Source organism: Oceanobacillus sp. M65, assembly GCF_052246275.1.
Lineage (GTDB): Bacteria > Bacillota > Bacilli > Bacillales > Amphibacillaceae > Oceanobacillus_B > Oceanobacillus_B jordanicus.
The window spans coordinates 1-24587 of sequence record NZ_JBQQCJ010000006.1 but is presented as its reverse complement, the minus strand read 5'-3'; the positions used below and the strand labels follow the sequence as shown (position 1 = coordinate 24587).

The following is a 24587-nucleotide window of genomic DNA, read 5'->3' as shown; positions in this document are numbered from 1 at the left end:
TAATCAAATGGCACAAGTACAATACTACGGCACAGGTCGTCGAAAAAAATCAACTGCACGTGTACGCTTAGTACCAGGTACAGGTAATGTAACAATTAATGGTCGTGAAGCGAAAGACTATTTCCCATACGATACTCAGCTTTTAATCTTGAACCAACCACTAGCTGCTACTGAAACTCAAGGAACTTATGATGTTTTAGTAAACGTTCATGGTGGAGGATTCACAGGACAAGCTGGAGCAATTCGCCACGGTATCGCTCGCGCACTTCTTGAAGCAGATCCAGAATACCGCGGATCCCTTAAATCAGAAGGATACCTAACTCGTGACGCTCGTATGAAAGAACGTAAGAAATACGGTCTTAAAGGCGCACGTCGTGCACCACAGTTCTCAAAACGTTAATTTTATATTTACGTTTCAAGGCTCTTTTCACTTATGTGGAAAGAGTCTTTTTTTCTGTCCAACTCTGGGATTGAATACCCTGGGCTAATTTGGGAAAATCTCGGATGTTTTCTCCTTCGCTTCATCGGTAACATGAGTATTCCATCACTTTCCCCACTTATCATCGTAATAGCATTTTGACGTTTTCATGGTTAGTAATGAAATATTCTTTGTTAGGATCCATGCCTGCTTCGACTACAACTGAACCCGTAATTTTCGTCATACTTCTCTGCTCTTCTACATAAAATTAACGAAGTTTTAACAGTTTCCCTACATTCATTTAACATACTGTCCTTAAAGTGTAACTAGTGAGGTTTAGTTAGTTATTCTAAAATGCAGCAGAAAAGGGGAAATAAAAAAGTATGAAATTCATGAAAAAAGCGTCGATAATATTACTACTTGCAATGCTAATTATAACAAATTTTGAGCTTCCTGTTCAGGCTGCTAGTCAATATTCAGATAAACCCTCAAAGCCACAAGGAACTACTGAAAAAGTAAATACAGATCCTCCTAACGTTGAGCAACCTTTACCAGCATTGGATAATGGCGGAAATGCCAATGATTCACAATTAAAGAATATAGCTGCGACTAACCCTTTTATAAGTATTTTGGATGGGTTTGATCAAGTATGGTCTATGAATCAACCAGATTGGAGAGACGGAAAAGCGTTAACTATACCAGGTGCAAATGGGGAAGTTGCTAACTATGGTGACGGCCCTACCGTTTATTTTGATGGATATAAAAATGATAAGACAAAAGTAGTAGCAGATAAGAATACATATGCTAACGTAGAAATCAGAGATCCAGAGACTTGGAAGGCTAATATTAAATATGTTGAAGATGTTACCAAAAACAGAACCGATGAAGAGGCGTTAGCGGCCTATTATGACGATCAAAGAGATAAGATATATAGTATGATGGAAGCTTATGGGCCTTTGGCTAATACCTATGTAGGTATCGTTAATCCGACCACAAGTGTAGTAAGATCAACTGAGGACATGAATAAGATATTGGAAGAAACGACTGTTGAAGACCAAAGCCAAGGAATGGGACAATGGGAAGGAACTGAACTTTCAGATGCGTTGGATTTAGTACATTTAATTAGGTTTAGAAATCCTTCTTCATCTAATCCTTCTAAGTACTATTACTCTTCTCCAAGGCCTTACAGAATGAATTCAAATGGAGAAGTGATAGAAGTTGTTGATGAGAATGGTTTACCTGAATGGGAAACAATCGGTAGCGGCGAGAAGGTAGTAGAAGAATTACCTTCAGGCGGGAAAAAAGAAACAGGGGAAAGACATTACCAACAATATGAAACGAATGTGGAAATAATTCCTGCATTAGAATATGTAAAAAGAATAGCGGAAGACGGGAGAGGTAAAGACGGAGCTTTTCCAAGCGGGCATACAAGTGCATCTTATTTGTCAACATTCGGGTTTGCATACGCAACACCTGAAAGGTATGCTGAATTTTTAACAAGAGCAGCTCAAATGGGAGAAAATAGAATAGTGACTGGTATGCACTCTCCACTTGATATTATAGGAGGAAGAATACAATCTACTGCCATGACTGCTTATGCATACAATCTCTCAGGAAATAAAGAAGTATTGGATAAGGCATATAACAATGCTGGAGAAGTATTCGGTAAATTAGCTGCATCCAAAGAAATGAGTTTGTACGAATATGCACATACAGTAACAGAGGATTATACGTTTGAAAGTGCGTACGATGAACAAAAGTGGGAAGACCATGAAGCAAATAAAACACTCTATCGGCAAAAGCTCACATACGGATTACCTCAAACAGGCGTAAAAGGTTTAGCTCCTGTAGTACCTAAAGGGGCAGAAGTGTTGTTAGAAACTCGCCAACCTTATTTGACTGATGAACAACGTAGAGAAGTGTTATATACGACAGAAATTGACTCAGGCTACCCTGTAATAGATGAATCAAATGGTTGGGGAAGAATTGATTTGGTAACAGCGTCTGATGGATATGGTGCGTTTTTAAGCACTGTAACAGTGGATATGGATGCTTCAAAAGGAAGATTTAATGCCCAAGATTGGTGGAGAAATGATATAACTGGCAGTGGTATGCTTACCAAGCAAGGGACAGGAACACTTACATTGACAGGGAATAATAGTTATACGGGAGGCACATTACTGCAAGAAGGAGCGTTAGAAGCTACTTCAGCGACTGCTTTTGGTGAAGGTGACCTTTATGTAGAAAATGGTGCTGTTTTAGTTAATGTAGATGAACCTCTGAATTTAAATGGGAACTTAACAATGGAAGCTGGAAGCCTAGATATTGCTATGAATAATGACCAAACTCAACTAAATGTAGATGGCTTGGTATACCTGGATGGTGGGGATCTGAATTTGGATCTTTCTAATTATGAAATAGACAAGGCTGCAAATATTACGATAATGACTGCTGACAAGGTGGAAGGTAAATTTAATAATGTAACAGCAGATGATTATGAGGTAAAAGTCACTTATGATAATAATAGTGTCGTTGCACATATCAAAGCAGTCGGTACTTCTGATCCAAGTACACCAGACCCTGAAGATCCGGGAAATCATGAAGATCCAAAAGATCCTGTCGATCCCGAAGAACCGGAGGACTCACAAGACCCAGACCCAGAGAAACACCCCCGTGTGACCGTAACACCTGACGTTATCAATGACGAAGCAACGATCGAAACAGACTCGCTCTATCAGCTAGCTGATCAAGGTGAATTATGGATAGATTTACGTAATCATAATGATTCTGTTAACCTAGTATTTACTTCTGACCAAATAAAATGGCTGAAGGAGCATCGAATAACGATCATCATTCAGTTGAAAAATGTCAGCTTGCAACTAGCTGCCTCCAATTTCACTAATGTATCCGAGGCTGCAACAATCCAGTTAGAGCGTTTAGATGACATTGACCAAGCATTGAGTGTGGTCTATAACTTTGAAATTAAACAAGGCGAAAAACAATTAAATACCTTCGACGAAAAAGTGACGCTGACTTTTTCTGTTAATAGCGACAAGGTAAATGATAAGGATCAGGTGCAACTGTTTTATTTGAACCCAGAACTTGAAGAATGGGAAGCAATTGGCGGAGAATGGCAAGATGGAAAGGTAATGGCACAAACCGGTCATTTTAGCACCTATACTGTTTTTGAACAGGAAGCAATAGAACAGCAGCCTGGTACGGATGACGGACAAAAAGAACAAGGTGTTCAAGGAGGAAAAGAAGGACAAAAGCTACCGGAAACTGCCACTACGATCTATCAGTACTTATTAGCAGGGTTTTTACTCTTGTTAAGTGGGGTGTTCTTCCTCTTCATGAGAAAAAGAAAAGCTTAATCATTTATGTAGAGAAATATATGAGAATATTAGAGTTTATAAGCCATGGTCAGAAATAGTATACAACTAACATTTATTGTGGATTCAATAGACCAGTATATTTATTAAAACGTTAAATTTTTATATTTACGTATCAGGCTCTCAGCTATTTTGGCTGGGGGTCTTTTGTAATAGAGATTTCATGTGTGGTGGTTCACCCTTTATTAGAAAGGGGGTGATACTATGATAGTAATCGAAACATTAGTGGTGAAGATATCTTTCGGAACCTTAATAATAGCAATACTGTCGCAACAAAAAAAGTAACTACCCATTAAACGCCTAGCAAGCCTTTGGGTTGGTTACTTTTTTAATTCAAATCGTGAGCTTCCCACTTGAAGGGCTTTTACACATTAGGCAGTGCCATATACCACCATGGACGATCTTTTATTATCATATTACTATCTATATACAGTACACCTCATTTTCCCTGTAAAATAAATATTCTTCAAAATATCACCAGGATTCCGTATGAGTTAGCTTTTCTTAGGATTCTTCCGTTTCCAAGTCTAAAAAATTCCTAACTTCTTTCACATAATCATCAAGTGGATATGCATTGTATAGGCGGCCGGATAAACGGATTGGGTCTCCAAAAAAGTACCTCTCATATTGGGTTTGTCTTGTTCCAAATGAACTCATTGTCAGGTCCCAGGCTAACCTAAATATTTTCACACGATCCTCTGCGTTACTGGTTGCTGCTTGAAGATACTGATCGAGATCGGCTCGAATAGAGGAATTGAATGCATTTTCAGTAGGCAGACTAACCAAACCACTTGCGCCAATTAATTGAATAATTTCGGTGAAGTGGGGATAAATTTTAGGAAAGATATTATTGGCAACCTTAAGCGGAACAATATCCGGTCGCATGACTCCCCACTGATCCAACTCCGCATCGTTCTCCGACTTTTCCAATAGAGCTTTCATCGTTTCTAGACCAATAATAATCTCAGACAGCTTTTCCTGAATATGTTGATATTCTCTCACGTTTATCGTTTGTACAAGGAGCTCAGCCAGACCTAAAATGAATTCCGTTTTGGCAATTTGCCTGGTTATGACTTGGTGGGTCGTAAAATTGTGAAACGAGCTTTGGTATGAGAAATCTGCAGCTACAATCGCATTGTCATAATAGAATACTCGATTCCACGGAACGAGTACATTATCGAAAACAAGGATGGTATCCATCTCTTCGAATCGAGAGCTTAAGGGATGGTTAAAAAGAGAATCCCCACCAACAAACGGGTCTCTGCAAATGAATTTTAACCCCTTCGTATCTGATGGGATTGAAAAGGCAAAAGCTTCATCTTCATCTAGTAAAAATTTAGGAGTACTAATAACTAACACTTCGTCGGTTAACCCACCTTGAGTAGCTAAGAGTCGTGCCCCTTTAATTACAATCCCTTCTTCATTCCTATCAACCACCCGGGCTACAATCGGTTCTTCCTCAGAGGATTCTAAGTATGACTCGGAACGGTTTACTTGAGGTGTGACAAATGTATGGGTGAATGAAAGGTCTTTTTTCATCGCCAATTCATAAAGGGATTGGATATTTTCTGGAAAACAGTTGGCCCTTCCTATTAATAAGGGAGAAGAAGAGGCGAAACTCATTATAGCGGTATTGAGGTAATCGGGGCTTCTTCCAATCAATCCACCTGTACGTTTAGCCCAGTGCTCACTTGCCTTTCGTCTTTTTATTAAGTCATCCTTTGTTTTGGGTTGCAGGAAGGAAAGTCCAACAGCCTCCCCCGCTTCTGGGGAATGGAAAGTCATCTCCTCTTTAATTTCCGGGTCATGTTGCATATCATAAAGGGAAGCCTTTGTCTGAAGAATTCCTTTAAATGCAGGGTGTTCAGAAATTTCCCCCTTAACCTTTTTTCCATCCAGCCAAATTTCAGTATCCAGTTGATTTAAACGTTTAATAAAATCCGTTCCTGTAATAGCTCCCATAATAACACTCCCATTTACCTTTGTTTTATAATGCAGCGTTAGGCTTACTGTATTATTTTATTAATCAGTGTGTTTACCTGTTCACCATTTTTTTAAAATGCAAAAGGACTTATAAAAACGGAGGTTAAGATTTTAATTTTATGGTAATTACTTTCCAAGCTCTCAACTAATTTGGTTGGGGGCCTTTTTTATATGTAAGGCAATGTTAAATATAGAAATTTCTTTGGCAAAATCTGAACGACTATCATATGGTACTGTATAGTTTTAATGTCTCTGTATTTGCTTATAAACAGTGGATAAAAAGATTATTTCACTTCTCATTGTCCTAGAAGTTCCCATTTCGTCCAAACATAGGTGGGACAAGCTTCATTAATTACATATAAATCATAAAGTTTAGAAAGGGGGTAGAAGGGAGTACCTTTAATGAGTAATAACAAATGTAATTGTGCTCGTTGCAGAAGAAAAAGGGAAAAACAAAAAACAGTTGAGATTAACTGCAAATGTGAGTGTGGAAAATCCATCGAATGTTGTGTAAAAGATTTTCCTGTTTATAGAGGTCCACGTGGGTTTCGGGGGCCAGCGGGACCACCAGGAGAGGCAGGCGACATAGGACCGGCTGGACCGCCGGGCCCAAGAGGAGTAGCCGGTTTACCAGGGCCGGTCGGTCCACCAGGCCCGCGGGGCCCAAGAGGAGTAGCCGGAGCACCTGGACCAGTCGGGCCACCAGGACCGCCTGGATCACCAGGAGAAACGGGGCCGGCGGGGCCACCGGGGCCACCGGGAGCGCCAGGAGAAACAGGAGCAACGGGGCCAGCGGGACTGCCAGGAGCGCCAGGAGAAACAGGAGAAACGGGGCCACCGGGACCAGCGGGACCGCCAGGAGAAACAGGAGCAACGGGACCAGCGGGACCAGCAGGAGCGACGGGACCATCGGGGCCACCGGGAGCAATAGGAGAAACAGGAGCAACGGGGCCAGCGGGACCAGCCGGGCCAGCAGGAGCGACGGGACCATCGGGGCCACCGGGAGCAATAGGAGACACAGGAGCAACGGGGCCAGCGGGACCAGCCGGGCCAGCAGGAGCGACGGGACCATCGGGGCCACCGGGAGCAATAGGAGATACAGGAGCAACGGGGCCAGCGGGACCAGCAGGAGCAACAGGAGACACAGGAGCAACAGGAGACACAGGAGCAACAGGAGCAACGGGGCCAGCGGGACCAACAGGAGACACAGGAGCAACGGGGCCAGCGGGACCAACAGGAGACACAGGAACAACGGGGCCAGCGGGGCCAGCGGGACCAGCCGGGCCAGCAGGAGCGACGGGACCATCGGGGCCACCGGGAGCAATAGGAGCAACAGGAGCAACGGGGCCAGCGGGACCAGCGGGAGCAACAGGAGACACAGGAGACACAGGAGCAACGGGGCCAGCGGGACCAGCAGGAGACACAGGAGCAACGGGGCCAGCGGGGCCAGCGGGAGCAACAGGAGAAACAGGAGCAACGGGGCCAGCGGGACCAGCAGGAGCGACGGGAGCAACGGGGCCAGCAGGAGGAGTGTTAGATTTTGCAGATTTTTATGCTTTAATGCCTCCTGATAATGCTGCAACTGTTCCGCCTGGTGGGGATGTGGACTTTCCGCGTGATGGTCCCTCTGGTGGAGGGGCAATTTCCCGTACAGGAGATGATACATTTAACTTGTCTGAAATTGGTATTTATCAGGTATTGTTTCAGGTGAGTGTTTCCGAAGCAGGGCAACTAGTTTTAACTCTTGATTCGGGAGCAGGAGCAGTTGAACTATCCTACACAGTGGTGGGGCGGGCAACAGGTACCTCTCAACTAGTAGGAATGGCTCTTGTTCAAACGACTGTTATCAATTCTATACTCACTGTACGGAATCCTGCTGATGAATCCACTGCACTAACTATCACACCTCTTGCAGGAGGAACAGAGCCTGTTTCTGCCCATCTTGTTATCACGAGATTACAATAATAGATTGCTTTATGAAAACAACTTCTTTATCAAGGGTTGCTTGAGTTCATAAATAAAGTCTATCTAGGCAGTTTTATCATAAGCTCAGTTATTTTCTACACTTCTCTTGCGCCAGAGAGCAGAGATTTGTTTTACCATATCAGCAAAATGGATTATAGTTATCAACAGAAGCAATTAAGAGATTTAAAGCACCTGCCTCCAACGGGTGCTTTTTTCTGATATGAATGTAGGTAACAATACGTAGGCATTTTTAATGCAATGGCTTATAAAAATAAGTAAATAAATTTTTTATAATGTTACGTTAGGGATATAACATATCCACTAAAGTTTGGCCATCATAATATCGGTCGATTTTTAATCTATTCTCTGTATCTACAACTGTCATTTGACCCTTCATGTCTACTTCATCTACTGTATTTCCTTCTTGGTCTGTAAATATTAAAGTGAAGGTTTGCTCTAAATCAATTGAGTTACTTTCTTCTTGATCACCATCGTCTCTTTCGAATTTAATGTTTTGTACAGTAATTGTCCTATTTTGCTTGTTTGCTACCTCTTGTGGAATTATAAAGAACCTTTTAGCTGAAAGGTCTTCAAATTCCTCTTCCGTTAAATAAGTTGAATACGCATTTGAATAATCAAGCATTAAATCAGTATCCTCGAAATCAAAATTAAGTTCATCTACAGTATAGAATTCCTTAATAAACTCTTCACCAAGCTCTACTGCTGTATCCTTAAAATTCGAAGAGTCGTCAGCGCCTGTGTCTTTACAAGCAGTAACGAATAGTAAAAGAGCAACAGAATAACAAAGTAATAAGAATAACTTTCTCATGTAGACACTCCTTTCCTAATTTAGCTATCTAGTCATTATTCATTATATTTAGATTATTTATAATATTAACATTAAAGAAGATTTCTTAAAAGCTATTAACTGTTCTTTCTCTTGATGAGATAAACTTCACTTTGGTATTTAGCTTATATTTTTAGTGGTATTGCTACTGTTTTGAAGAAACTTTACACCTAACTGCATGTCTAGAATCAATTGCTAGGCTTGCTACTCGTAAGCTAGCATTCCTATAGTGTGGTTTGAATTTTTAAATAATTATGATAAGATTTTTCAAAAGTAGGTACCTGTCTAATGGTTATCTCATCTAAAAGTAATCACCACCACTGAATTAGCAAAATTGCCATGCTATGTAAAAGGAGTCACTAATTATGTCAGGAAATATACTCGTCAAAAACATGACATTCAAATACCCCTCCATGATTTCACCACTTTTTAAAAATGTATCAGTGAACATCCATGAAGACTGGAAGCTCGGATTGATTGGAAGAAATGGTCGTGGTAAAACAACACTATTAAAAATCCTTTTAGACCAATTAGAATTTGAAGGGACTGTAATTGCCTCCCTTGAATTTAAGTATTTTCCAGTCTCTCCAGACCGAGATGATTGCCTTACTGCTGAAGAAGTGCTACTTAAGGAGAGTCCAATGGCTGAACGCTGGGAAATGGAGCTTGAGTTATCCTATATGGATTTGCCTCCAGAGATTTTAGATAGAAGCTTTCATGAATTGAGCGGTGGAGAACAGACGAAAATATTGTTGATTGGATTATTTCTAAATGATGACTCCTTTCCATTGATTGATGAGCCGACAAACAACTTAGATGTGCATGGGAGGAAAATAGTTGGGGATTTTTTAAATCGAAAAAAAGGATTTATCGTGATTAGCCATGATCAACATTTTTTAAACCAATTTGTTGACCATGTGCTGGCAATTAACAAAGAGAGCGTAGACGTGTTGAAAGGTAATATCGATACATGGCAACTTGAGAAAAAGAATGCGGATAATTTAGCGGAAGAAACGAATCAAAAGCTGTTTAATGAGATTAATCGCCTAGAAGCTGTTTCAAAAAGGGTGGGTGTTTGGGGGCAAAAGAGAGAGGATAGCACCAAAGATGCTGCTGGGAGAAGGCTAGCTGCTAAACAGATGAAGCGGTCAAAAGCTATTAAGAAAAGAACCGAAGAGAAAATAAGTGATAAACAGCGTTTAATTCATAACGTGGAAGAGGTTGCCGATTTAGCAATGCAGGTCGAACAGCCACACAAACAAATCCTCTTCTTGAGAAATTTTTCAATACTCCAAGATGGAAAGCCTTTATTCGTGCCTATTAATGTAGATGTATACCCAGGTGATCGCTTCTTTATAACTGGAAAAAATGGTGTGGGCAAATCCACCTTGTTGAACTTTATAATGGGTAACGGGAAGTTTGAAATTACAGGCGACTATCACATACGACTGCCCGATAAGCTGTCTGTCTTACACCAAAAGAATCAGCTTGATGAAGATTATGCTACTATCCTTGATGACCTAACTGCAAAAGAAAAGGAGTCTTATTTACATTTGCTTCGTCAATTGGGTTTTGAACGTTCAAGCTTTGCTGATCGTTCAAGTGAAAATTGGAGTGCAGGAGAACAGAAAAAAGTGTTCCTGGCGCATGCATTACTTGGTAATCATTCGCTATTTATTTGGGACGAGGTTACCAACTACCTAGATATGCTAATAATTGAGCAATTAATAGATGCAATAGAAAGGCATGAACCATCGATGATTGGAGTCGATCATAATGAACATTTTGTGGAGTCTATTGCAACGAAGAAGGTTGAGTTAAGAAGGGATGTATAAATTCATAGATTAGGCCATTTTCACTTTGTGGGAAGGGTCTTTTCTTTTTTACTGTGTTTGCATCGTCTGTTCTTGGGAAAACATCACCCGAGAGTAATAGAACATCGTCTGTGCCGGAGAAGATATCAGCCGAGAGCGTGCAAACAACGCCTGAGCCGGAGAAAACATCACCCGAGAGCGTGCAAACATCGCCTCCCATGGTATCCCCCATCAGCCAAGAAAGGACGATTTTCCAGATTTCCCCACTATAAGTGACTTTCTTTTCTAATCTGCACCAAAAAAGGTACAATAACAAGGAAAGGAGTTACGTATTACAATGACAGCACATTATGATTTACCACAACAAATAAGTGACTTATTAGATGAAAATAAAAGAACGACGGATAACTTGAGTGAATTAATTCGCCCTGGAGGCTATATGCCACCAAATGCGGATCTATTAATAGATGCAATATCAGCGCTCAGTATGGGGAAAAACATTTTGTTAAAAGGACCAACTGGAGCGGGAAAAACGAAATTTGCTGAGACGCTATCGAGTCTATTTCATCAGCCGATGTACAGTGTGAACTGCTCAGTTGACTTGGATGCAGAGAGTCTTATTGGCTTTAAGACATTGGCCTATGAAGGGGAGAAACAAGTGATCGAGTTCGTCCCAGGCCCAGTGATGAATTCCATGGCTAACGGAACGTTCCTCTATATTGACGAAATTAATATGGCGAAGCCGGAAACACTACCGTTAATTAATGGTGTACTAGACTATCGCCGGACAATTACCAACCCATTTACGAATGAAATTGTGACTGCAAATAAAGGCTTCGGTGTCATAGCAGCAATCAACGAAGGATATGTCGGTACAGTGCCATTGAACGAGGCATTAAAGAATCGATTTGTTGTAATTGATGTTCCTTATATTGAGGGGGAACAATTGAAGAGTCTTATTAAGTCCAACACCCGCTTACAAGATGAGCGGATGATCGATCTGTTTGTCTCGTTATCAGCAGATCTCGTGCAGGCCGCATTTCAAGGGAAGCTTTCAGAGGACGCGGCATCCATCCGAGCAATTCTCGATGCATGTGATTTAAGCTCCATTATACCGCCACAGCGAGCTGTTCAGCGTGCGATTGCCGCGAAGCTTGATGAGGAAAGAGAACAAGAATTTATTATGAGTTTAGCCGAAACCTTATTCTAGTTAGGAGCATGAACCATGTATCGTTTCTATGATGCTAAAGTGGATACATTTTTATTTCGTCAGCTCCAAGATCTTGCTACCGTACTGGCAAGAAGAGCTGACCTTACATTCGAATACAGCTACGGAGCATATATCGATATGGTGGATAGTAAGGTCACGGCAAGTAGGACGTGGGATACGGCGCCTGCTACGCTGCAAAAAGGTGGATTAAAGTCAGATATATATTTAAGGACAATTGGAACCATGCACTTTTCCAAACTCCCTGAATTAAAGTCATACCTGAGTGCGGTGGAAGAAGCTGCGTTACCTAAATTTGCTTCCCAGCTCGTTACCTTGTTTGAGGATTTGAGGCTGGAGGAAAAAATTCGAAAAGAACGCCCAGGGACCAAACGGGTCTTTGACATGCGGAAGCAGTATTATCGGCATAAATTTACAACCGATCTTGCAGCACATGTAACAAGAGGGTTCGCCCTTGATGAGCTGTTTTGCCTCATTTATTTATCCTTGCAATCAGACAGTCCTGACCCAAGCTTTCCAAGAGCGACTAAACCCCAGCTAGACCAGCTAGCTAATATTCAATCACTCTTATATGAAGTATTTGAGGCGAGGGACACAAGAGCTATTTCCCGAATCGCAGAACAAGTCGTGTATCGTGTTCATCAGGACTACAACGATATGATAGATGAATACTTCGTGTTCCCGGTTGGCCATTTGGAAAACTATACGAAAAACACCTTGTTTGATGAGTTGACCAGAACGGATGAATTAGCCAATGATGACAGCGAGGAAGTCGACGAAGAGAATAACGAGTATATTGATGAGGAATTTTCCACCTGGCATAGGGAAAATGAAAACAATGACCGTAAACAGACCTTTCTTCAGTTTGAATTGGAAGTAGGCACCAAGACAAACATCAAAGGTGGGGGTGCAAGAGAAACAGAAGATGCAGATCAGGCCATGGGTTCCATCCAAGGTTCATCCCAGCAAACGCGAAATAAAGATTACTCAGAGCTAGACGCACTGGATAAGCAAGAATCAAATAAAGGTGCATCTGCAGAGAATCAATTTGGCGAAGAAAACAAAGATGCCGTTAAGATAATAGAAGAGGCAGAAAACCCTACTTCAGAAGAAAGAGGTAGCTATCAAGAGATTCTTCATGCTATCGAACCGTATAAGCGGAAGCTTGCAACCATCATTAAAAAAACGATTGAGCATAAAAAGAATGCACCGAGAAAAGATCTCATGGCAGGTCGTCTATCCAAAAAGCTATTGCCACTCGTGTTAGAAGAGAAGCCTAGAATCTTTTACAAAAAAAATCAGGAATCCAAAGAGTTCGATGCTGCTTTTACTTTGCTTGTCGATTGCTCCGCGTCGATGCAAGGAAAGATGGAGGAAACAAGACATGGGATTGCACTCTTCCATGAAGTGTTGAAGACCTTTAAAATACCACATTCTATTATAGGTTTCTGGGAAGACGCCATGGATGTACGGGAAAACTATCAGCCGAATTATTTCCATGTGATCCACTCTTTCCAGGATTCGCTATACAAAGAAAATGGCGCGAAGATTATGCAGCTCGAAGCCAGAGAGGATAATCGAGATGGCTTTAGTATTCGCGTTGCTGCCCAAGAGCTAGAAAAACGTCGGGAGAAGAATCGATTCCTGCTCGTTTTCTCTGACGGAGAGCCAGCAGCAGCCAACTACAACCAAAATGGAATTATCGACACAAACCTAGCCGTCTCAGAAGCACGAAAAAGAGGAATAGAAGTTATTGGAATGTTTTTATCAGATGGAGAAGTAGAAGAGCGGGATGAAGTCTTAATGAAAAACATTTACGGTCGAGAAAAAATCATCGTCCCCGCCGTATCCGAACTACCAGACCACTTCGCCCCATTATTGAAAAAATTACTATTGAAAAGTATATAGAGAATGTCACAAGCCGAACAAATTCAAATCCTAATTGGGTGACCAAGGATTCTGAATCACTGTTCGGCTTTTTGATTAGTGTTCTGGATCAGTGGAGTGATTCTCGAATGTAAATACAAAATACAAGATCTCTTGAAGAGAGGCTTAGCGCGAGCCCGCGGGAAGCGCAGTGTATTTTCGAAGCGGCAAACTGGGCCAAAATAAAACTTGTTTCTAACCAAACCAAGCTGGAAGCAACCTGTAATAAAACTAGGCCTTTTGGTGGGATGTGACATAAGAACCGGGAAAATCTAACAATAATTTACAAAAACAATAGATTTTTACGTAATTGTACGATAAAATTGAAGAAATATTTAAAATTTACTATGATTGTGACATAGAAAAGGAATGTAGCGGATGACCTATCATAATAACCTTCTTCGATTTTTATTTTCCATGGATGATCATTTAATTAGAGTGAAAGAAGCAGAGAGCATAAAACGCGTTTGGAAAGTGAATGTTTTGCTTATCTTACTCAGCCTTATCCTTTACGGTTACATGGCTTATTTAGGAATGGGGACAAACCTCCTCTCGCCACAAGCACAGAGCCTTGACCCACTGGCCTATGAGCAACAAAAGTTTTGGTTTCTCGCTGGAAGGCTAATATTTGGACTACTATTTGCCGTGTTTATATTATTTATTCCATCTCTTTATTTCTCATTGCTAACAGATATACCATATAAAAAATTAATCATTATGCAACAGGTCGTGCTCTTCGTATTGTTGGTAGAGCGGGCCATTTGGATTCCCTTGGCAGTTTTTAATGGCCTTGATTGGTATGTATCGCCTGTTTCGTTTGGCATCATTGCTTCTTACTTTACGGAGATCCCTTGGCTTATTTACTTTTTCGGGGCAATATCGCTCTTTCAATTATGGATTATCTGGTTTCAAGTGCGTTACATCCGAAATCTTACAGAAATCAAAAAACAATGGGTGTGGGGCTATGTCCTCCTTTTCCATTTCTTCTTTTGGTTGCTGACAGCTCTACTTGCTTATATGGATCAATACATGATTAACAGGTGGTTTGGACAATGAGAAAAAGAAAAAAGCGTCTTATACAGCTCGTCGTGCTACTCTTCATCGCCACCAATTTCTTACTCGTTTTTCTAGATAAAGAGGATAAAGTTGATCGAATTGCATATGTCCATGACTGGTCCGATGTATTCCAGTCAGATCTAGAGGAAACAGTAAGTACATCAGGAGTATTAGCGGCTATGGAGAAAAACCGCATTTACTTTGATCAGGAGAGCGGAACTTTCAACGAATTTCTGGTAGAAGAGGGAGCTCAAGTATCGGTTGGAGAACCCTTGTTTACCTACAGTGTACATAATTATTATGAAACCGAAGCTAATTTACTAGAGGAAGCAGCAAAACTGGAGAGTCAATTAACAGCAATAGAAACAGCAATCACCACAATTAGTGCCTATCAAATACCAGAAACAGATACAGAGTCGGCACCGTCATTTGAAGTGAATGACGAGGAGATTCGGGTTGAGTTTCCGCAGGATCCTATTGAAGCAAGTTTAATGAAAGAGCAGTACCTTACAGAAAAGCAAAATGAATTAGATCAAAAGGGCGCAGAGCTGGCCTTAGTCGAAGCACAGATCGCAGAGCTTCGGGAAACGGGAGACACGATAACGGTTGAAAGTCCGTTTGAAGGAAGGGTAAAGGAAGTATCTCAGGCTTTAGACAACCCTCTTTTAATAATTGAAAGTACGGTCTTACAAGCAGAAGGTGAACTCTCAGAGACAGTTAGACCATTGATAGAGCAGGGGTTCCCAGTAAGGGTGGAAGTGTCAGAAGTAGCTGCCCTACTCGAAGGCACGGTAGCAGAGGTTAGTGATTCACCAAAAGAAGAAGCTTCTGTGGAAGGGGAAAGTATATATCCACTACGTGTGACATTTGAAGATCCTTCCTTAGCAGAAGATGATACTACGGACGAAATAGAGGAGAGCGAAGCGATAGTCGATTTATTGCCTGGATATCATGCGAATCTCGTTATCACGACGGAATCAGCAGAAGGGGCTGCTACGCTATTTGAAAAAAATATTTACCAAAACAAAGTTTGGAAGATGACCGTAGATGGGAAGTTACAAGAACAAACGGTAGTAACAGGAGTCCATATGAATAATATGCAGGAGATAAAAGAAGGCGCGACGATTGGAGAATGGGTGGCAGATGGGCCAGAAGGACAGCTACGCGATAATGCTGTGTTTATAACACCTCTGAAGGCTTGGAAGCAGCCCTGGAAACAGCTTGTGAACCCGAAGGAAACCAATTGGTGGGAATTTGCCGTGACAGGACTCTTATCACGCTAGACAAAGCATATTAGAAAAACTTGCATTCGCTCATCCTTTAGCGAATGTGTACGTTTTTCTTATACTTGGAACCTCAAAATTTCAACTACGTCAACATTACTTCCTTGCTGAAATTTTATAATTTCCTAACGTACAAAAAAAGAAATCGGCTCCCTGCCGATTTCTTTTGGTTATACTTAAATGTTGATTACCGCTGCTAATTACATATTAGACGCCTGTCTTGTTTCCTCAACACTATGATGGTGCCGGTAATTTAATACGTTTACGACAGCACCAATCATTAAAACCATTCCTGTAAGGAAGAACCAGATCATCAGGACAATAATTCCTCCTAGACTTCCATACGTTGCGGAATAGTTACTAAAATTGCTAACGTAAAAAGAAAATCCTAGTGAAATGAGCAACCACAAAATACTTGCAGTGAGCGCACCGGGAAAGATGTACTTAAAAGGAATCCGTTTATTTGGTGCAAATCTGTACAGAATAAGCAGGAAGCCGGTAATTGCCAATAAACTTACAGCCCAACGTAGGATTTGGAGTAATATTTCCATGGCCCCCGAAAACCCAACGATAGAACTTACAAAGCTTAAAATAACATCACCGAAAACGGGAACAAGGATGGCAACAACCAGTGTCACAATCATACCTAATGTCAGTCCTAATGAGATAAGCCTTACAACAAGGAAGTTACGGGTTTCTTCCACATGATAAGCTTCATTTGTAGATTTAATAAACGCATTGATTCCTGCTGATGAGGACCATAATGCACCAATAATACCAACCGTAAGCAAACCACCTCTTTGGGTATCCACAAGACTCACAATATTTTCTTCAAAGACACTGGCAATCTCGCTTGGGAGGATATTGCCTATAAAGGTCACAGCATCTTGGGGATTTATGTTAAAATACGGTATTAATGCAAAACAAACCACAATTAAAGGGAAAATGGAAAGAAAATAGTAATAGGCTTGCGCGGCCGAAAGAATTGGGACATTATCTTTTTGAAATTGCTCTATAAACTTTTTCCCATATGCTTTTATTTTTTTCATATGCTAACCTCCAAACCACGTGTTTCTTTTTCTATACCCTTCATGTTAATCATTCAATCGTAAGGGGCTTCACGTTTTATTTTGGTAGGGTAGTGGTATAATGCAATTAAGAAGGAGGGTTTTCAATGGAAGGAATATTCTATCTAGCAATTTTATTACTCTCTCTAGCGTTTGCAATCGTTTCTGTATACATAGCCATTGTATTGAAGCGACTATCGGATACCATTAAATCGATGGGTAACACGCTTGGGGAATTCGAAAAAGAACTTCAGTACATTACTCCACCATTAAAGGAGACCATCCGGGAGACCGGGGCAACAATTGATGATATTCAGGAAAAATTAAATGCAACCAATAATGTGTTTGATACTGTTGATCATGTAGGCACAACGGTAAACACAACCAATGAATTTATCCAAAGCAATTATACAACGCTATCTGATCAGGAAATGCAGGAAAAAACGAAACCGTTTCAGGAAGCCATTAGGTGGAGTGAGGCAGCTTTAACAGTATTTAATATGTTTAAAAAAACAAAGAAATCGAGCAAGAAAAATGAGCTAATGGTTCAAAATAAAACACAGCTTGTGCCAATAAATCCATCAGGGAGAGAGGAAAGATAATATGACATTAACTGGAGTCGGCGTATTACTTATCGGTGTTGCCTTTATTGTAATAGCCATTTTCGTAGCACATGTACTAAATAACTTGGCTGGGGTTTTACAAGGAGTAGAGAAAACAGTCAATCAATTTCCAAAGCAAATGGATGATATCTTAAAAGAGACTGGTAATCTTATCGAGGAGAGCAATCATACACTTCGGGATATTAATGATAAGATGCAGCAATTAAGCCCAATGTTTTATATTATGGGAGATGTTGGGAATGTTACTCGTAAATTTTCTTCATCTTTAGTGGATGTAACTGATTCTTTAAAAATGAAGACTGGAGAAGCAAACGAGGTGACAAAGAAAAATAAACTTGGCGGTGCCTATGGATCATTCGCGCTTGGTTATTATTGGCTTCAGAAGAGAAGACAGCAAAAGAAAGCGGAGCAAGGTGGAGTAGCTGGTCGTGAATCCGATGAATAAGGTTCTGGGATCTATTCTAGCAGGCGGAGCCGGCGTTGCTGCTGGTTGGTTTGTTAAAAACAGTAAAGAAAAGCGAAGCACCCTTGAAGAGAACAAGTCACTTCTCGAGAAGTTGAAACAAGCTGAGAGAAAACTTTACGAAGCTGGAAAGCAACGTGACGAGCAGTTAAAGAACATTAAAAGCGAGATCAATAATAAAGTATCAAAATAAAAAAATCCCCATTATGGGGATTTTTTTATTTCAGCCTATTCTTCTAAAGGCGTTCTTCGCTTTTTCTCTTTTGAACGATATAGTAAATTAGTGTACCTAGTCCATAAAGTCCTTCAAGATCATGCTTTGTTATAAAGGAGCGGCCTTCTGCAGCGTCTGTTTTAACATTCATTACCTTGTCTGCAATCGATGTAGATAAATGATTTGTAGCTCTGCCGGCATCTCCAATTGTATGGAAGATAGGGCTTAGCTCCTTTATTTGAGTGTTTATTTGCGATAATGTGTCGTTCCCGGTTTGCAACGCATCCTTCGCCTGAGACATCATTTCATCTACCTGTGTAGGGAGGTTATCTGTAGTTTTTTGTAATCCCCCTAAAACGCCTGCCAACTTATTTAATGGCTTTATTAATACGATAACCAATACTAAAAATGCGACACCAATAACTGTTACGCCTATTCCGAGCCAATCCATAGAATACCCCTTCCTTTAATTAACTTATTTTAATAATACCACTACTATTTTGAAATGAAACGTAAGATAGCTTAAACACGGTATGTGCGTAATAGTAGTATATCACCTATGGTAAAGCTTATGTGTCATCGATTCAATCAACCAAGTAGTACGTTTTCAATCGGCACTTTGCGCTTTTGATCGTCTAGCTTCAAGTGCCAAAAACTAGGCGACTTCGCGAATCACCCTACGATAAGTCATCATCAGTTCGCAAACTCACTGTGATTCCTTTATCTCAGTTGATCCCCTCCACCCGCTACGTTTTCAATCGGCACTTTGCGCTTTTGATCGTCATATTACATTGTCTTGTCCCATAGAATGTTCCTAAGGGAATTTACGATAAAGGGGACAGGCAAATGAAGCGGGGAATTAAGTTTGTAATCTGGGGGATAGGGATGCTTTTATTAGTATTCTTAATTCAATTGCCATTAACAAAGGGTGACGTAGAATGGAGTACATCTTCATGGTCGTTACCTTTATCAGGGAAGACGATTGTCATTGATCCAGGGCATGGTGGACCTGATGGAGGAGCAGTTGGGAAAGATAATACACTTGAAAAGGATATATCTCTTGAAGTTTCAAAACAAGTACAGGACTATTTGCAACAGTCTGGCGCAATGGTCTACTTAACAAGGGAATCAGATAAGGATTTGGCTGAAACGGATACAAAAGGACTTGCGAGAAGAAAAGCAGCAGATATTCGAAAACGTCTTGAGTTTATCCATGAAAAGGAACCAGACTTTTTTCTGACTATCCATTTAAATGCCCTGCCTTCCACAAAATGGCGAGGGGCACAGACATTCTATTATCCTCAATTTGATGAGAACAAACACCTTGCAAGTATGATTCAGTCGGAAATTATTCGTAATATGGAAAATACGACAAGAGAACCGATGGCGATTAATGGTATCTATTTACTAAAACATGCAGAGGTGCCAGGAGCGTTAGTGGAAATTGGGTTCTTATCAAATGAATCAGAAAGAGAGTTGTTAAAACAAGTTGACTACCAACAACAAATGTCAGCAAGTATTTATGAGGGGATTCTACGCTATGTAACGGAGGATCCTAAAGAGGAGGCAGAATGAAAGGGTGACCAATCCTAATCCAGCGATAATTCATATCACTTAGATTTTAGCTGAATTATGTTATACTAGCCATGAGTGTAGGAATACACAATAGCTGGAAAAGGATGGTGACGTATTGTGTTGAAAAAGGACGAAATAATCCAATTACTAAATCCTGTTAAGGATCCATTTTTACATAGATCGCTCGAAGAAACAGAAGGGATCAAAGAAGTAACCATAAAAGAAGAAAAGAACCATGTTAGTGTAAAGGTTGCTATTGGAAAAACCAATACGGCTGAGCAGATGCAACTACAACAAGAAATCGTTGGCATATTGAAAAAGAATGGTGCCACTACCGTAGGTCTTCGTTTTGAACAATTGCCTGATGATGTAATTAAGAAGTATCAGTCGGCCGTAGAAGAGTCTAAGGAAGCATCGTTAATGGGCGGCAATACAGATACCAAGTTTATTGCAGTTGCAAGTGGAAAAGGTGGAGTTGGAAAATCAACAGTTACCGTGAATCTTGCAATGTCCCTTATGCGTCTTGGTAAAAAGGTTGGAGTTATTGATGCGGATATTTATGGCTTCAGTGTTCCGGATATGATGGGCATCGAGGAACGTCCGGTAGTTCGCGCAGAAAAAATAATTCCTGTCGAGCGTTTTGGTGTGAAAGTAGTATCGATGGGCTTTTTCGTTGAGGACAACTCACCAATTATTTGGCGTGGACCAATGCTTGGTAAAATGATTAACAGCTTCTTCAAGGAAGTAGAGTGGGGCGACTTGGACTATCTCTTGCTTGATTTGCCACCTGGTACAGGGGACATAGCGATGGATGTTCACTCCTTGTTACCAAGCTGTAAGGAAGTCATTGTAACAACTCCACATCCGACGGCAGCGTTCGTAGCAGCACGTGCCGGACAAATGGCGCTCAAGACGGATCACGAAATCCTTGGAGTTGTAGAGAACATGGCTTACTTTGAAAGCAAAAAGACAGGAGAAAAAGAGTATGTCTTTGGGCAAGGTGGCGGGAAGAAGCTTGCTGAAGCATTGAATACAAAAGTGCTTGGTCAACTTCCACTCCAGCAGCCTTATGAGGAAGAAGATGTTTTCGCACCTTCCATCTACCAGCAAGACCATCCAATTGGACAGGAATACCATAAAATTGCGTCGAAAGTCGTCGCCAAAATGGAAGAATAAAACAATAGGTATGATTTCAAACAGAGCGGGTGCAATGTGCCTCCGCTCTGTTTTCCTTTTTGGAAACAATGATTTTGTGGCGTACACTATATTAAGTACTTGGGAGATGTGGAAGAGCATCTAACTGCTCCCTCCACCACCGCCTCCAGATTGGTCGCCACCACCACCACCACCGCCGCCACTACTTTCTTGCTGTGATTCCCCGCCGCCTTCTTGTTCCCCACTTCCCTGTTTCTCGGCAGCCTTCAAAAGAATGTCTTGCATTTTTGCCTGAAACGTAGGGGTTTCCAATGTTTGCTGTATTGTTTCCTCAAGATGGGAGCGGAATTCCTGTCCCTTTAAGGTACTAAGCATTTGATCTGTAATTTCGGGGTTTTGCAAAAGCTCTAACATTTGCTTCTGATAGTCAGAATCATTCATTAAGCTTTTCATTAATTTCTTTTGTTCTTCTTCCATCGATTTTGCATAACCTTCAACAAATTTGGGATCTTTAAATAAGGTGGACCACATTTCAGCCCCTTTTTCTGAGCCAAGGGTTTCATTTATAGATTTCTTTACAACATCTGATTGAATAACGAGCTCCTGTTTCATCTTTTCATCTGTCATGATTTCGCCGAGGGCTTTCTTGCCATCCTCAGTCTGTAATATATCGACAACCATTTTCTTTGTTGCCTCATAATCCCCTTCTTCTCCAGAGGCACTACCTCCACTACATGCGGTAATGAGCATGGCAGTTAGGGTAAGAACGGTAATTAATAATAAACGGTTCATTGGAGTTCCTCCTTCCTCTACACCTTTAATATGAGTGTCGAAAAAGAAAAATATGCGCAAGGTTAAGGAAAAATGTCTTCCATCATGATAAACTACTCATGTAAGCATTTGCGTAAAATTTTATCTTTTTTTGCATACATAGTGGGAGGAAGTTGTTTTGAATAGTAGAAAATTGGTGAATTTCTTTATCAAAACCCTATTTTTAGGAGGATTAGCCGGATTAATAACCAGCTTTTTTGTAATGTCGGAGCAATATAGTAGTAATCTTGCTCCATTCGATTTTATGGAGTTAATTGGACTGATTGTCTTTTTTATTGGGATAGGGCTTGTATTTAGTGCTATTAGCCAGACTGGCTTTTTTGCATACTTGTTTATTAATCGTCTTGGATTAGGACTATTTCGAAGTTACTGGCCAACCGTGCAAGTACTTCTTATTGCTTTTGTGGTATTTGATTTGATTTATTTCCCTTATCAGGCCACAGATGGTGAAATATCCATGTTTTGGTATTTGTTAATGTCTGCAGCGCTTCTTGGATATGGTTGGTTTGTAGCGCGAATAAAAGCGCAAGAAACGAATAAGCGTGCCTTCATTCCAGCTTTATTTTTTATGGTGGTTATGACGACACTAGAATGGATACCTGGATTAAATACCGAGGGAACAGATTATGCAGTCCTTATGATTGTAACCTTATTAGTATGTAATACATATCAACTGCTCACATTACATCGCATTAACCCAGGCAAGCCAGCGGAAACGGCCGGAGATACAAAGGGTAAAAAGAAATAACGTGAACTAAAAACCTGCTGTGGATATTCTACAGCAGGTTTTCTTCATTTTATTCTACTACTTTGGATTCAGCATGTGCTTGGCTTTGTAACTCGCTAATTGGAATAAAAGAGAAGCCTTTGTTTTTTAGCCCCGGCAGTATCTTCTCTAGAGCCCCGGCAGTCTGCTTAGCAGAGTCTGAGGCGTGCATGAGGAGAATATCCCCATTTTCCGTATGTTTCATTACATTATCAATAATCTTGTCTGTACCAGGATTGGTCCAGTCATTTGAGTTAACATTCCAGTGCACGACAGTAAAGCCCAGGTTTGTTGCCAATTCAATTGTGTCTTTGTTGAACTGGCCACTTGGTGGTCGGAGAAGGCTAATATCTTCATAACCCAGTTTAGTAAACGTCTCTTCTGCTTTATTTAAATCACTTCTTATTTGATCTGGTTCCATTTTTAAATAACTTTTATAACGGTAACCAAGCATTCCTAGTTCATGTTTTCCTTCTGTGATTAGTTTCAATATATCTGGGTGCCTCTCCGCCCATTCTCCGCTAACGAAGAACGTAGCCTGGACTTGCTTGTCCTCAAGTTGTTTTAAGATGTCGTGTACTTTATCCTCCCCCCAGCTGATATTAAATGTAAGTGCGATGTCTGTTTCGTTCGCATTCCCTTTTGTTAGCGCCTGAGGTGTATCACTCGAAAAAACTGAAAAAGCCCCGTCACGCTCGAACCAAACAAACGTAGCAGTAAACAAGGCAAACAGTACAATAACTAGCCAGCGTTTCCATCTGTTAGCCTTCAAGACGTAAAAATGCTGCAAGCTTACCCCTCCTAAATACTTGTCCTTTTTTTATATCATATGCAGCGAAGAACCTATTCTAGAACTGACTAAAAAGTAGCTAATAAAGAAAGAATAGGGAAATATGGATGAAAAACAAGAAAAAGTGGGAATAGTAATCTTATGATATTGTGATCGATGCACGAAGACATTTTGTACCGACAAAATTCGGCATGTTTCACGAATAGATATGATAGGGTACGCATACTTAAGTATCGAACTTTGATCAAGATAAATGAGAAAAAGAAGTGTTATTAAAGAAAAATGAAATTTGAGGTGAATACATGTTAGGTTTACTAATTAACGAAATGGAACAAAAGGAAGTTGAGTATCTTTTAAAACGTGAACTAGAAGAATTGCTAATGGACTTGGAAGATCATCGTATTGATCAAAAGCTTAAACGGTCGATGGGGGAAAGGTACCATCTGTTATTTCAATTGTTCCGCAGGGTGGCCAGCGAAAAGGAATGCTTAAAATACATGCCTAAACGCAGTGGTAACCAATAAACAATAATCGCCATCACAGTGGCGGTTTTTTCTTTTCAAACTAAGCAATGACGAAAAAGTAATTTTGTAAGTCTCAAGAAGAAGAAAAACATATACATTCGGAAAAAAACGACCAAATGTGAGTTTTTTCTATTGAATATAATAGTATCTAACTTGTAGAGGAAAGGATAACAACGGTATGATTCTAGAAACCATGGTTTAAAATTCTTTTATCTCACATGGACAGTCAATTGTAGTGTGTTAAGCAATACTAAAGCATTTATGTTATTGTATGGAGAAAGGGAACTTCATAAAAATATAAGTTTTTTTAAAATATCTATTGATCTTATGATTTTTATATGCTATATTATTTTCTGTTGTCAATAAACAACAAAACACGCAACACAGTCTTTAAAAAATAATTTTAAAAACATGTTGACATTCAATTGGAAACATGATAAATTATATCTTGTCGCAAAAAACGACAGAGACTTAATTCGCTCTTTGAAAACTGAACAGAACAACTAGTATGTCAAGGGAAAACAGACTTTCTGTTTTTCAAAGAAATACAAGCAGAAGCCAGTTTTCTGCGAAGCTAAGACGGATCATGTTGATTGGTGTCGACATGATACAAACTTTTTTGGAGAGTTTGATCTTGGCTCAGGACGAACGCTGGCGGCGTGCCTAA

At 40.4% G+C, this 24587-nt stretch carries 21 protein-coding genes; 15 read left to right on the top strand and 6 right to left on the bottom strand.

The annotated features are described in order from the left end of the window. Nucleotides 1-7 precede the first annotated feature (7 nt). Together rpsI and ACTWPF_RS18665 are read left to right on the top strand one after the other, a co-directional pair. Nucleotides 8-400, top strand: a complete 393-nt coding sequence (gene rpsI / locus ACTWPF_RS18670; RefSeq protein WP_036578626.1) for a 30S ribosomal protein S9 — start codon at nt 8-10, stop codon at nt 398-400. Nucleotides 401-801: 401 nt separating this feature from the next. Further along, on the top strand, nt 802-3792 hold the full coding sequence (locus ACTWPF_RS18665; RefSeq protein WP_443150071.1) for a phosphatase PAP2 family protein: 2991 nt from the start codon (nt 802-804) through the stop codon (nt 3790-3792). 522 nt (nt 3793-4314) lie between these two features. Here the strand turns inward: ACTWPF_RS18665 and hpaB are convergent. After that, a complete protein-coding gene (gene hpaB / locus ACTWPF_RS18660; protein ID WP_443150070.1) occupies nt 4315-5772 on the bottom strand; it encodes a 4-hydroxyphenylacetate 3-monooxygenase, oxygenase component in 1458 nt (485 codons plus the stop codon). A 423-nt stretch (nt 5773-6195) separates the two neighbouring features. On the opposite strand from hpaB, the gene ACTWPF_RS18655 reads away from it, so the two are divergent. Next, nucleotides 6196-7758, top strand: coding sequence for a collagen-like protein (locus ACTWPF_RS18655; RefSeq protein WP_443150069.1), 1563 nt, complete (start codon nt 6196-6198; stop codon nt 7756-7758). A 301-nt stretch (nt 7759-8059) separates the two neighbouring features. Here the strand turns inward: ACTWPF_RS18655 and ACTWPF_RS18650 are convergent, their stop codons facing one another. Next, entirely contained in the window at nt 8060-8587 is a 528-nt protein-coding gene (locus ACTWPF_RS18650; protein ID WP_443150068.1) for a hypothetical protein, read from the bottom strand. Between the two features lie 383 nt (nt 8588-8970). Between ACTWPF_RS18650 and ACTWPF_RS18645 the strand changes: the two genes are divergently transcribed. The 5 genes from ACTWPF_RS18645 to ACTWPF_RS18625 all read left to right on the top strand — a co-directional run bounded on the left by ACTWPF_RS18645 (nt 8971) and on the right by ACTWPF_RS18625 (nt 15912). Further along, a complete protein-coding gene (locus ACTWPF_RS18645; RefSeq protein WP_443150067.1) occupies nt 8971-10440 on the top strand; it encodes an ATP-binding cassette domain-containing protein in 1470 nt (489 codons plus the stop codon). 316 nt (nt 10441-10756) lie between these two features. Further along, the gene (locus ACTWPF_RS18640) at nt 10757-11629 is read left to right on the top strand and encodes an ATP-binding protein (RefSeq protein ID WP_036578606.1); all 873 of its coding nucleotides are present in this window, start codon (nt 10757-10759) and stop codon (nt 11627-11629) included. 15 nt (nt 11630-11644) lie between these two features. Next, complete coding sequence (locus tag ACTWPF_RS18635; protein WP_161464177.1) at nt 11645-13555, top strand: VWA domain-containing protein; 1911 nt, start codon at nt 11645-11647, stop codon at nt 13553-13555. Nucleotides 13556-13951: 396 nt separating this feature from the next. Further along, the gene (locus ACTWPF_RS18630; protein WP_443150066.1) at nt 13952-14629 is read left to right on the top strand and encodes a hypothetical protein; all 678 of its coding nucleotides are present in this window, start codon (nt 13952-13954) and stop codon (nt 14627-14629) included. Continuing rightward, nucleotides 14626-15912 carry an efflux RND transporter periplasmic adaptor subunit gene (locus ACTWPF_RS18625; RefSeq protein ID WP_443150065.1) on the top strand — a complete coding sequence of 429 codons (1287 nt, stop codon included), beginning with the start codon at nt 14626-14628 and terminating at the stop codon, nt 15910-15912. The genes ACTWPF_RS18630 and ACTWPF_RS18625 overlap by 4 nt, the downstream gene beginning before the upstream one ends. Before the next feature lie 200 nt (nt 15913-16112). Here the strand turns inward: ACTWPF_RS18625 and ACTWPF_RS18620 are convergent, their stop codons facing one another. Next, nucleotides 16113-16961 carry a YihY/virulence factor BrkB family protein gene (locus ACTWPF_RS18620; RefSeq protein ID WP_443150064.1) on the bottom strand — a complete coding sequence of 283 codons (849 nt, stop codon included), beginning with the start codon at nt 16959-16961 and terminating at the stop codon, nt 16113-16115. 125 nt (nt 16962-17086) lie between these two features. Here ACTWPF_RS18620 and ACTWPF_RS18615 point away from each other — a divergent pair, with 125 nt between their 5' ends. The 3 genes from ACTWPF_RS18615 to ACTWPF_RS18605 are packed head-to-tail and all read left to right on the top strand — an operon-like array spanning nt 17087 to nt 18258. Further along, the gene (locus ACTWPF_RS18615; protein ID WP_106895443.1) at nt 17087-17581 is read left to right on the top strand and encodes a DUF948 domain-containing protein; all 495 of its coding nucleotides are present in this window, start codon (nt 17087-17089) and stop codon (nt 17579-17581) included. A gap of 1 nt (nt 17582) precedes the next feature. Beyond that, a complete protein-coding gene (locus tag ACTWPF_RS18610; protein WP_443150063.1) occupies nt 17583-18047 on the top strand; it encodes a DUF948 domain-containing protein in 465 nt (154 codons plus the stop codon). Further along, the gene (locus ACTWPF_RS18605; protein WP_159033174.1) at nt 18031-18258 is read left to right on the top strand and encodes a hypothetical protein; all 228 of its coding nucleotides are present in this window, start codon (nt 18031-18033) and stop codon (nt 18256-18258) included. The genes ACTWPF_RS18610 and ACTWPF_RS18605 overlap by 17 nt, the downstream gene beginning before the upstream one ends. 43 nt (nt 18259-18301) lie before the next feature. On the opposite strand, the gene ACTWPF_RS18600 is transcribed toward ACTWPF_RS18605, so the two are convergent. Continuing rightward, nucleotides 18302-18730 (bottom strand): DUF948 domain-containing protein, encoded by a 429-nt coding sequence (locus tag ACTWPF_RS18600; protein WP_443150062.1) that lies wholly within the window; start codon nt 18728-18730, stop codon nt 18302-18304. 395 nt (nt 18731-19125) lie between these two features. On the opposite strand from ACTWPF_RS18600, the gene cwlD reads away from it, so the two are divergent. Together cwlD and ACTWPF_RS18590 are read left to right on the top strand one after the other, a co-directional pair. Next, a complete protein-coding gene (gene cwlD, locus ACTWPF_RS18595) occupies nt 19126-19854 on the top strand; it encodes an N-acetylmuramoyl-L-alanine amidase CwlD (protein ID WP_161464368.1) in 729 nt (242 codons plus the stop codon). Between the two features lie 117 nt (nt 19855-19971). Beyond that, nucleotides 19972-21030 (top strand): Mrp/NBP35 family ATP-binding protein, encoded by a 1059-nt coding sequence (locus tag ACTWPF_RS18590; protein ID WP_036576792.1) that lies wholly within the window; start codon nt 19972-19974, stop codon nt 21028-21030. 120 nt (nt 21031-21150) lie between these two features. Here the strand turns inward: ACTWPF_RS18590 and gerD are convergent, their stop codons facing one another. Continuing rightward, nucleotides 21151-21801 carry a spore germination lipoprotein GerD gene (gerD, locus tag ACTWPF_RS18585; protein ID WP_443150061.1) on the bottom strand — a complete coding sequence of 217 codons (651 nt, stop codon included), beginning with the start codon at nt 21799-21801 and terminating at the stop codon, nt 21151-21153. A 157-nt stretch (nt 21802-21958) separates the two neighbouring features. On the opposite strand from gerD, the gene ACTWPF_RS18580 reads away from it, so the two are divergent. Then, nucleotides 21959-22588 (top strand): KinB-signaling pathway activation protein, encoded by a 630-nt coding sequence (locus ACTWPF_RS18580; protein WP_443150060.1) that lies wholly within the window; start codon nt 21959-21961, stop codon nt 22586-22588. A gap of 49 nt (nt 22589-22637) precedes the next feature. On the opposite strand, the gene pdaB is transcribed toward ACTWPF_RS18580, so the two are convergent. Then, nucleotides 22638-23396: a polysaccharide deacetylase family sporulation protein PdaB gene (gene pdaB / locus ACTWPF_RS18575; protein ID WP_036576798.1), complete on the bottom strand. Its 759-nt coding sequence runs from the start codon at nt 23394-23396 to the stop codon at nt 22638-22640. Nucleotides 23397-23698: 302 nt separating this feature from the next. Here pdaB and ACTWPF_RS18570 point away from each other — a divergent pair, with 302 nt between their 5' ends. Beyond that, nucleotides 23699-23920, top strand: a complete 222-nt coding sequence (locus ACTWPF_RS18570) for a hypothetical protein (RefSeq protein ID WP_443150059.1) — start codon at nt 23699-23701, stop codon at nt 23918-23920. Nucleotides 23921-24587: the final 667 nt, after the last annotated feature.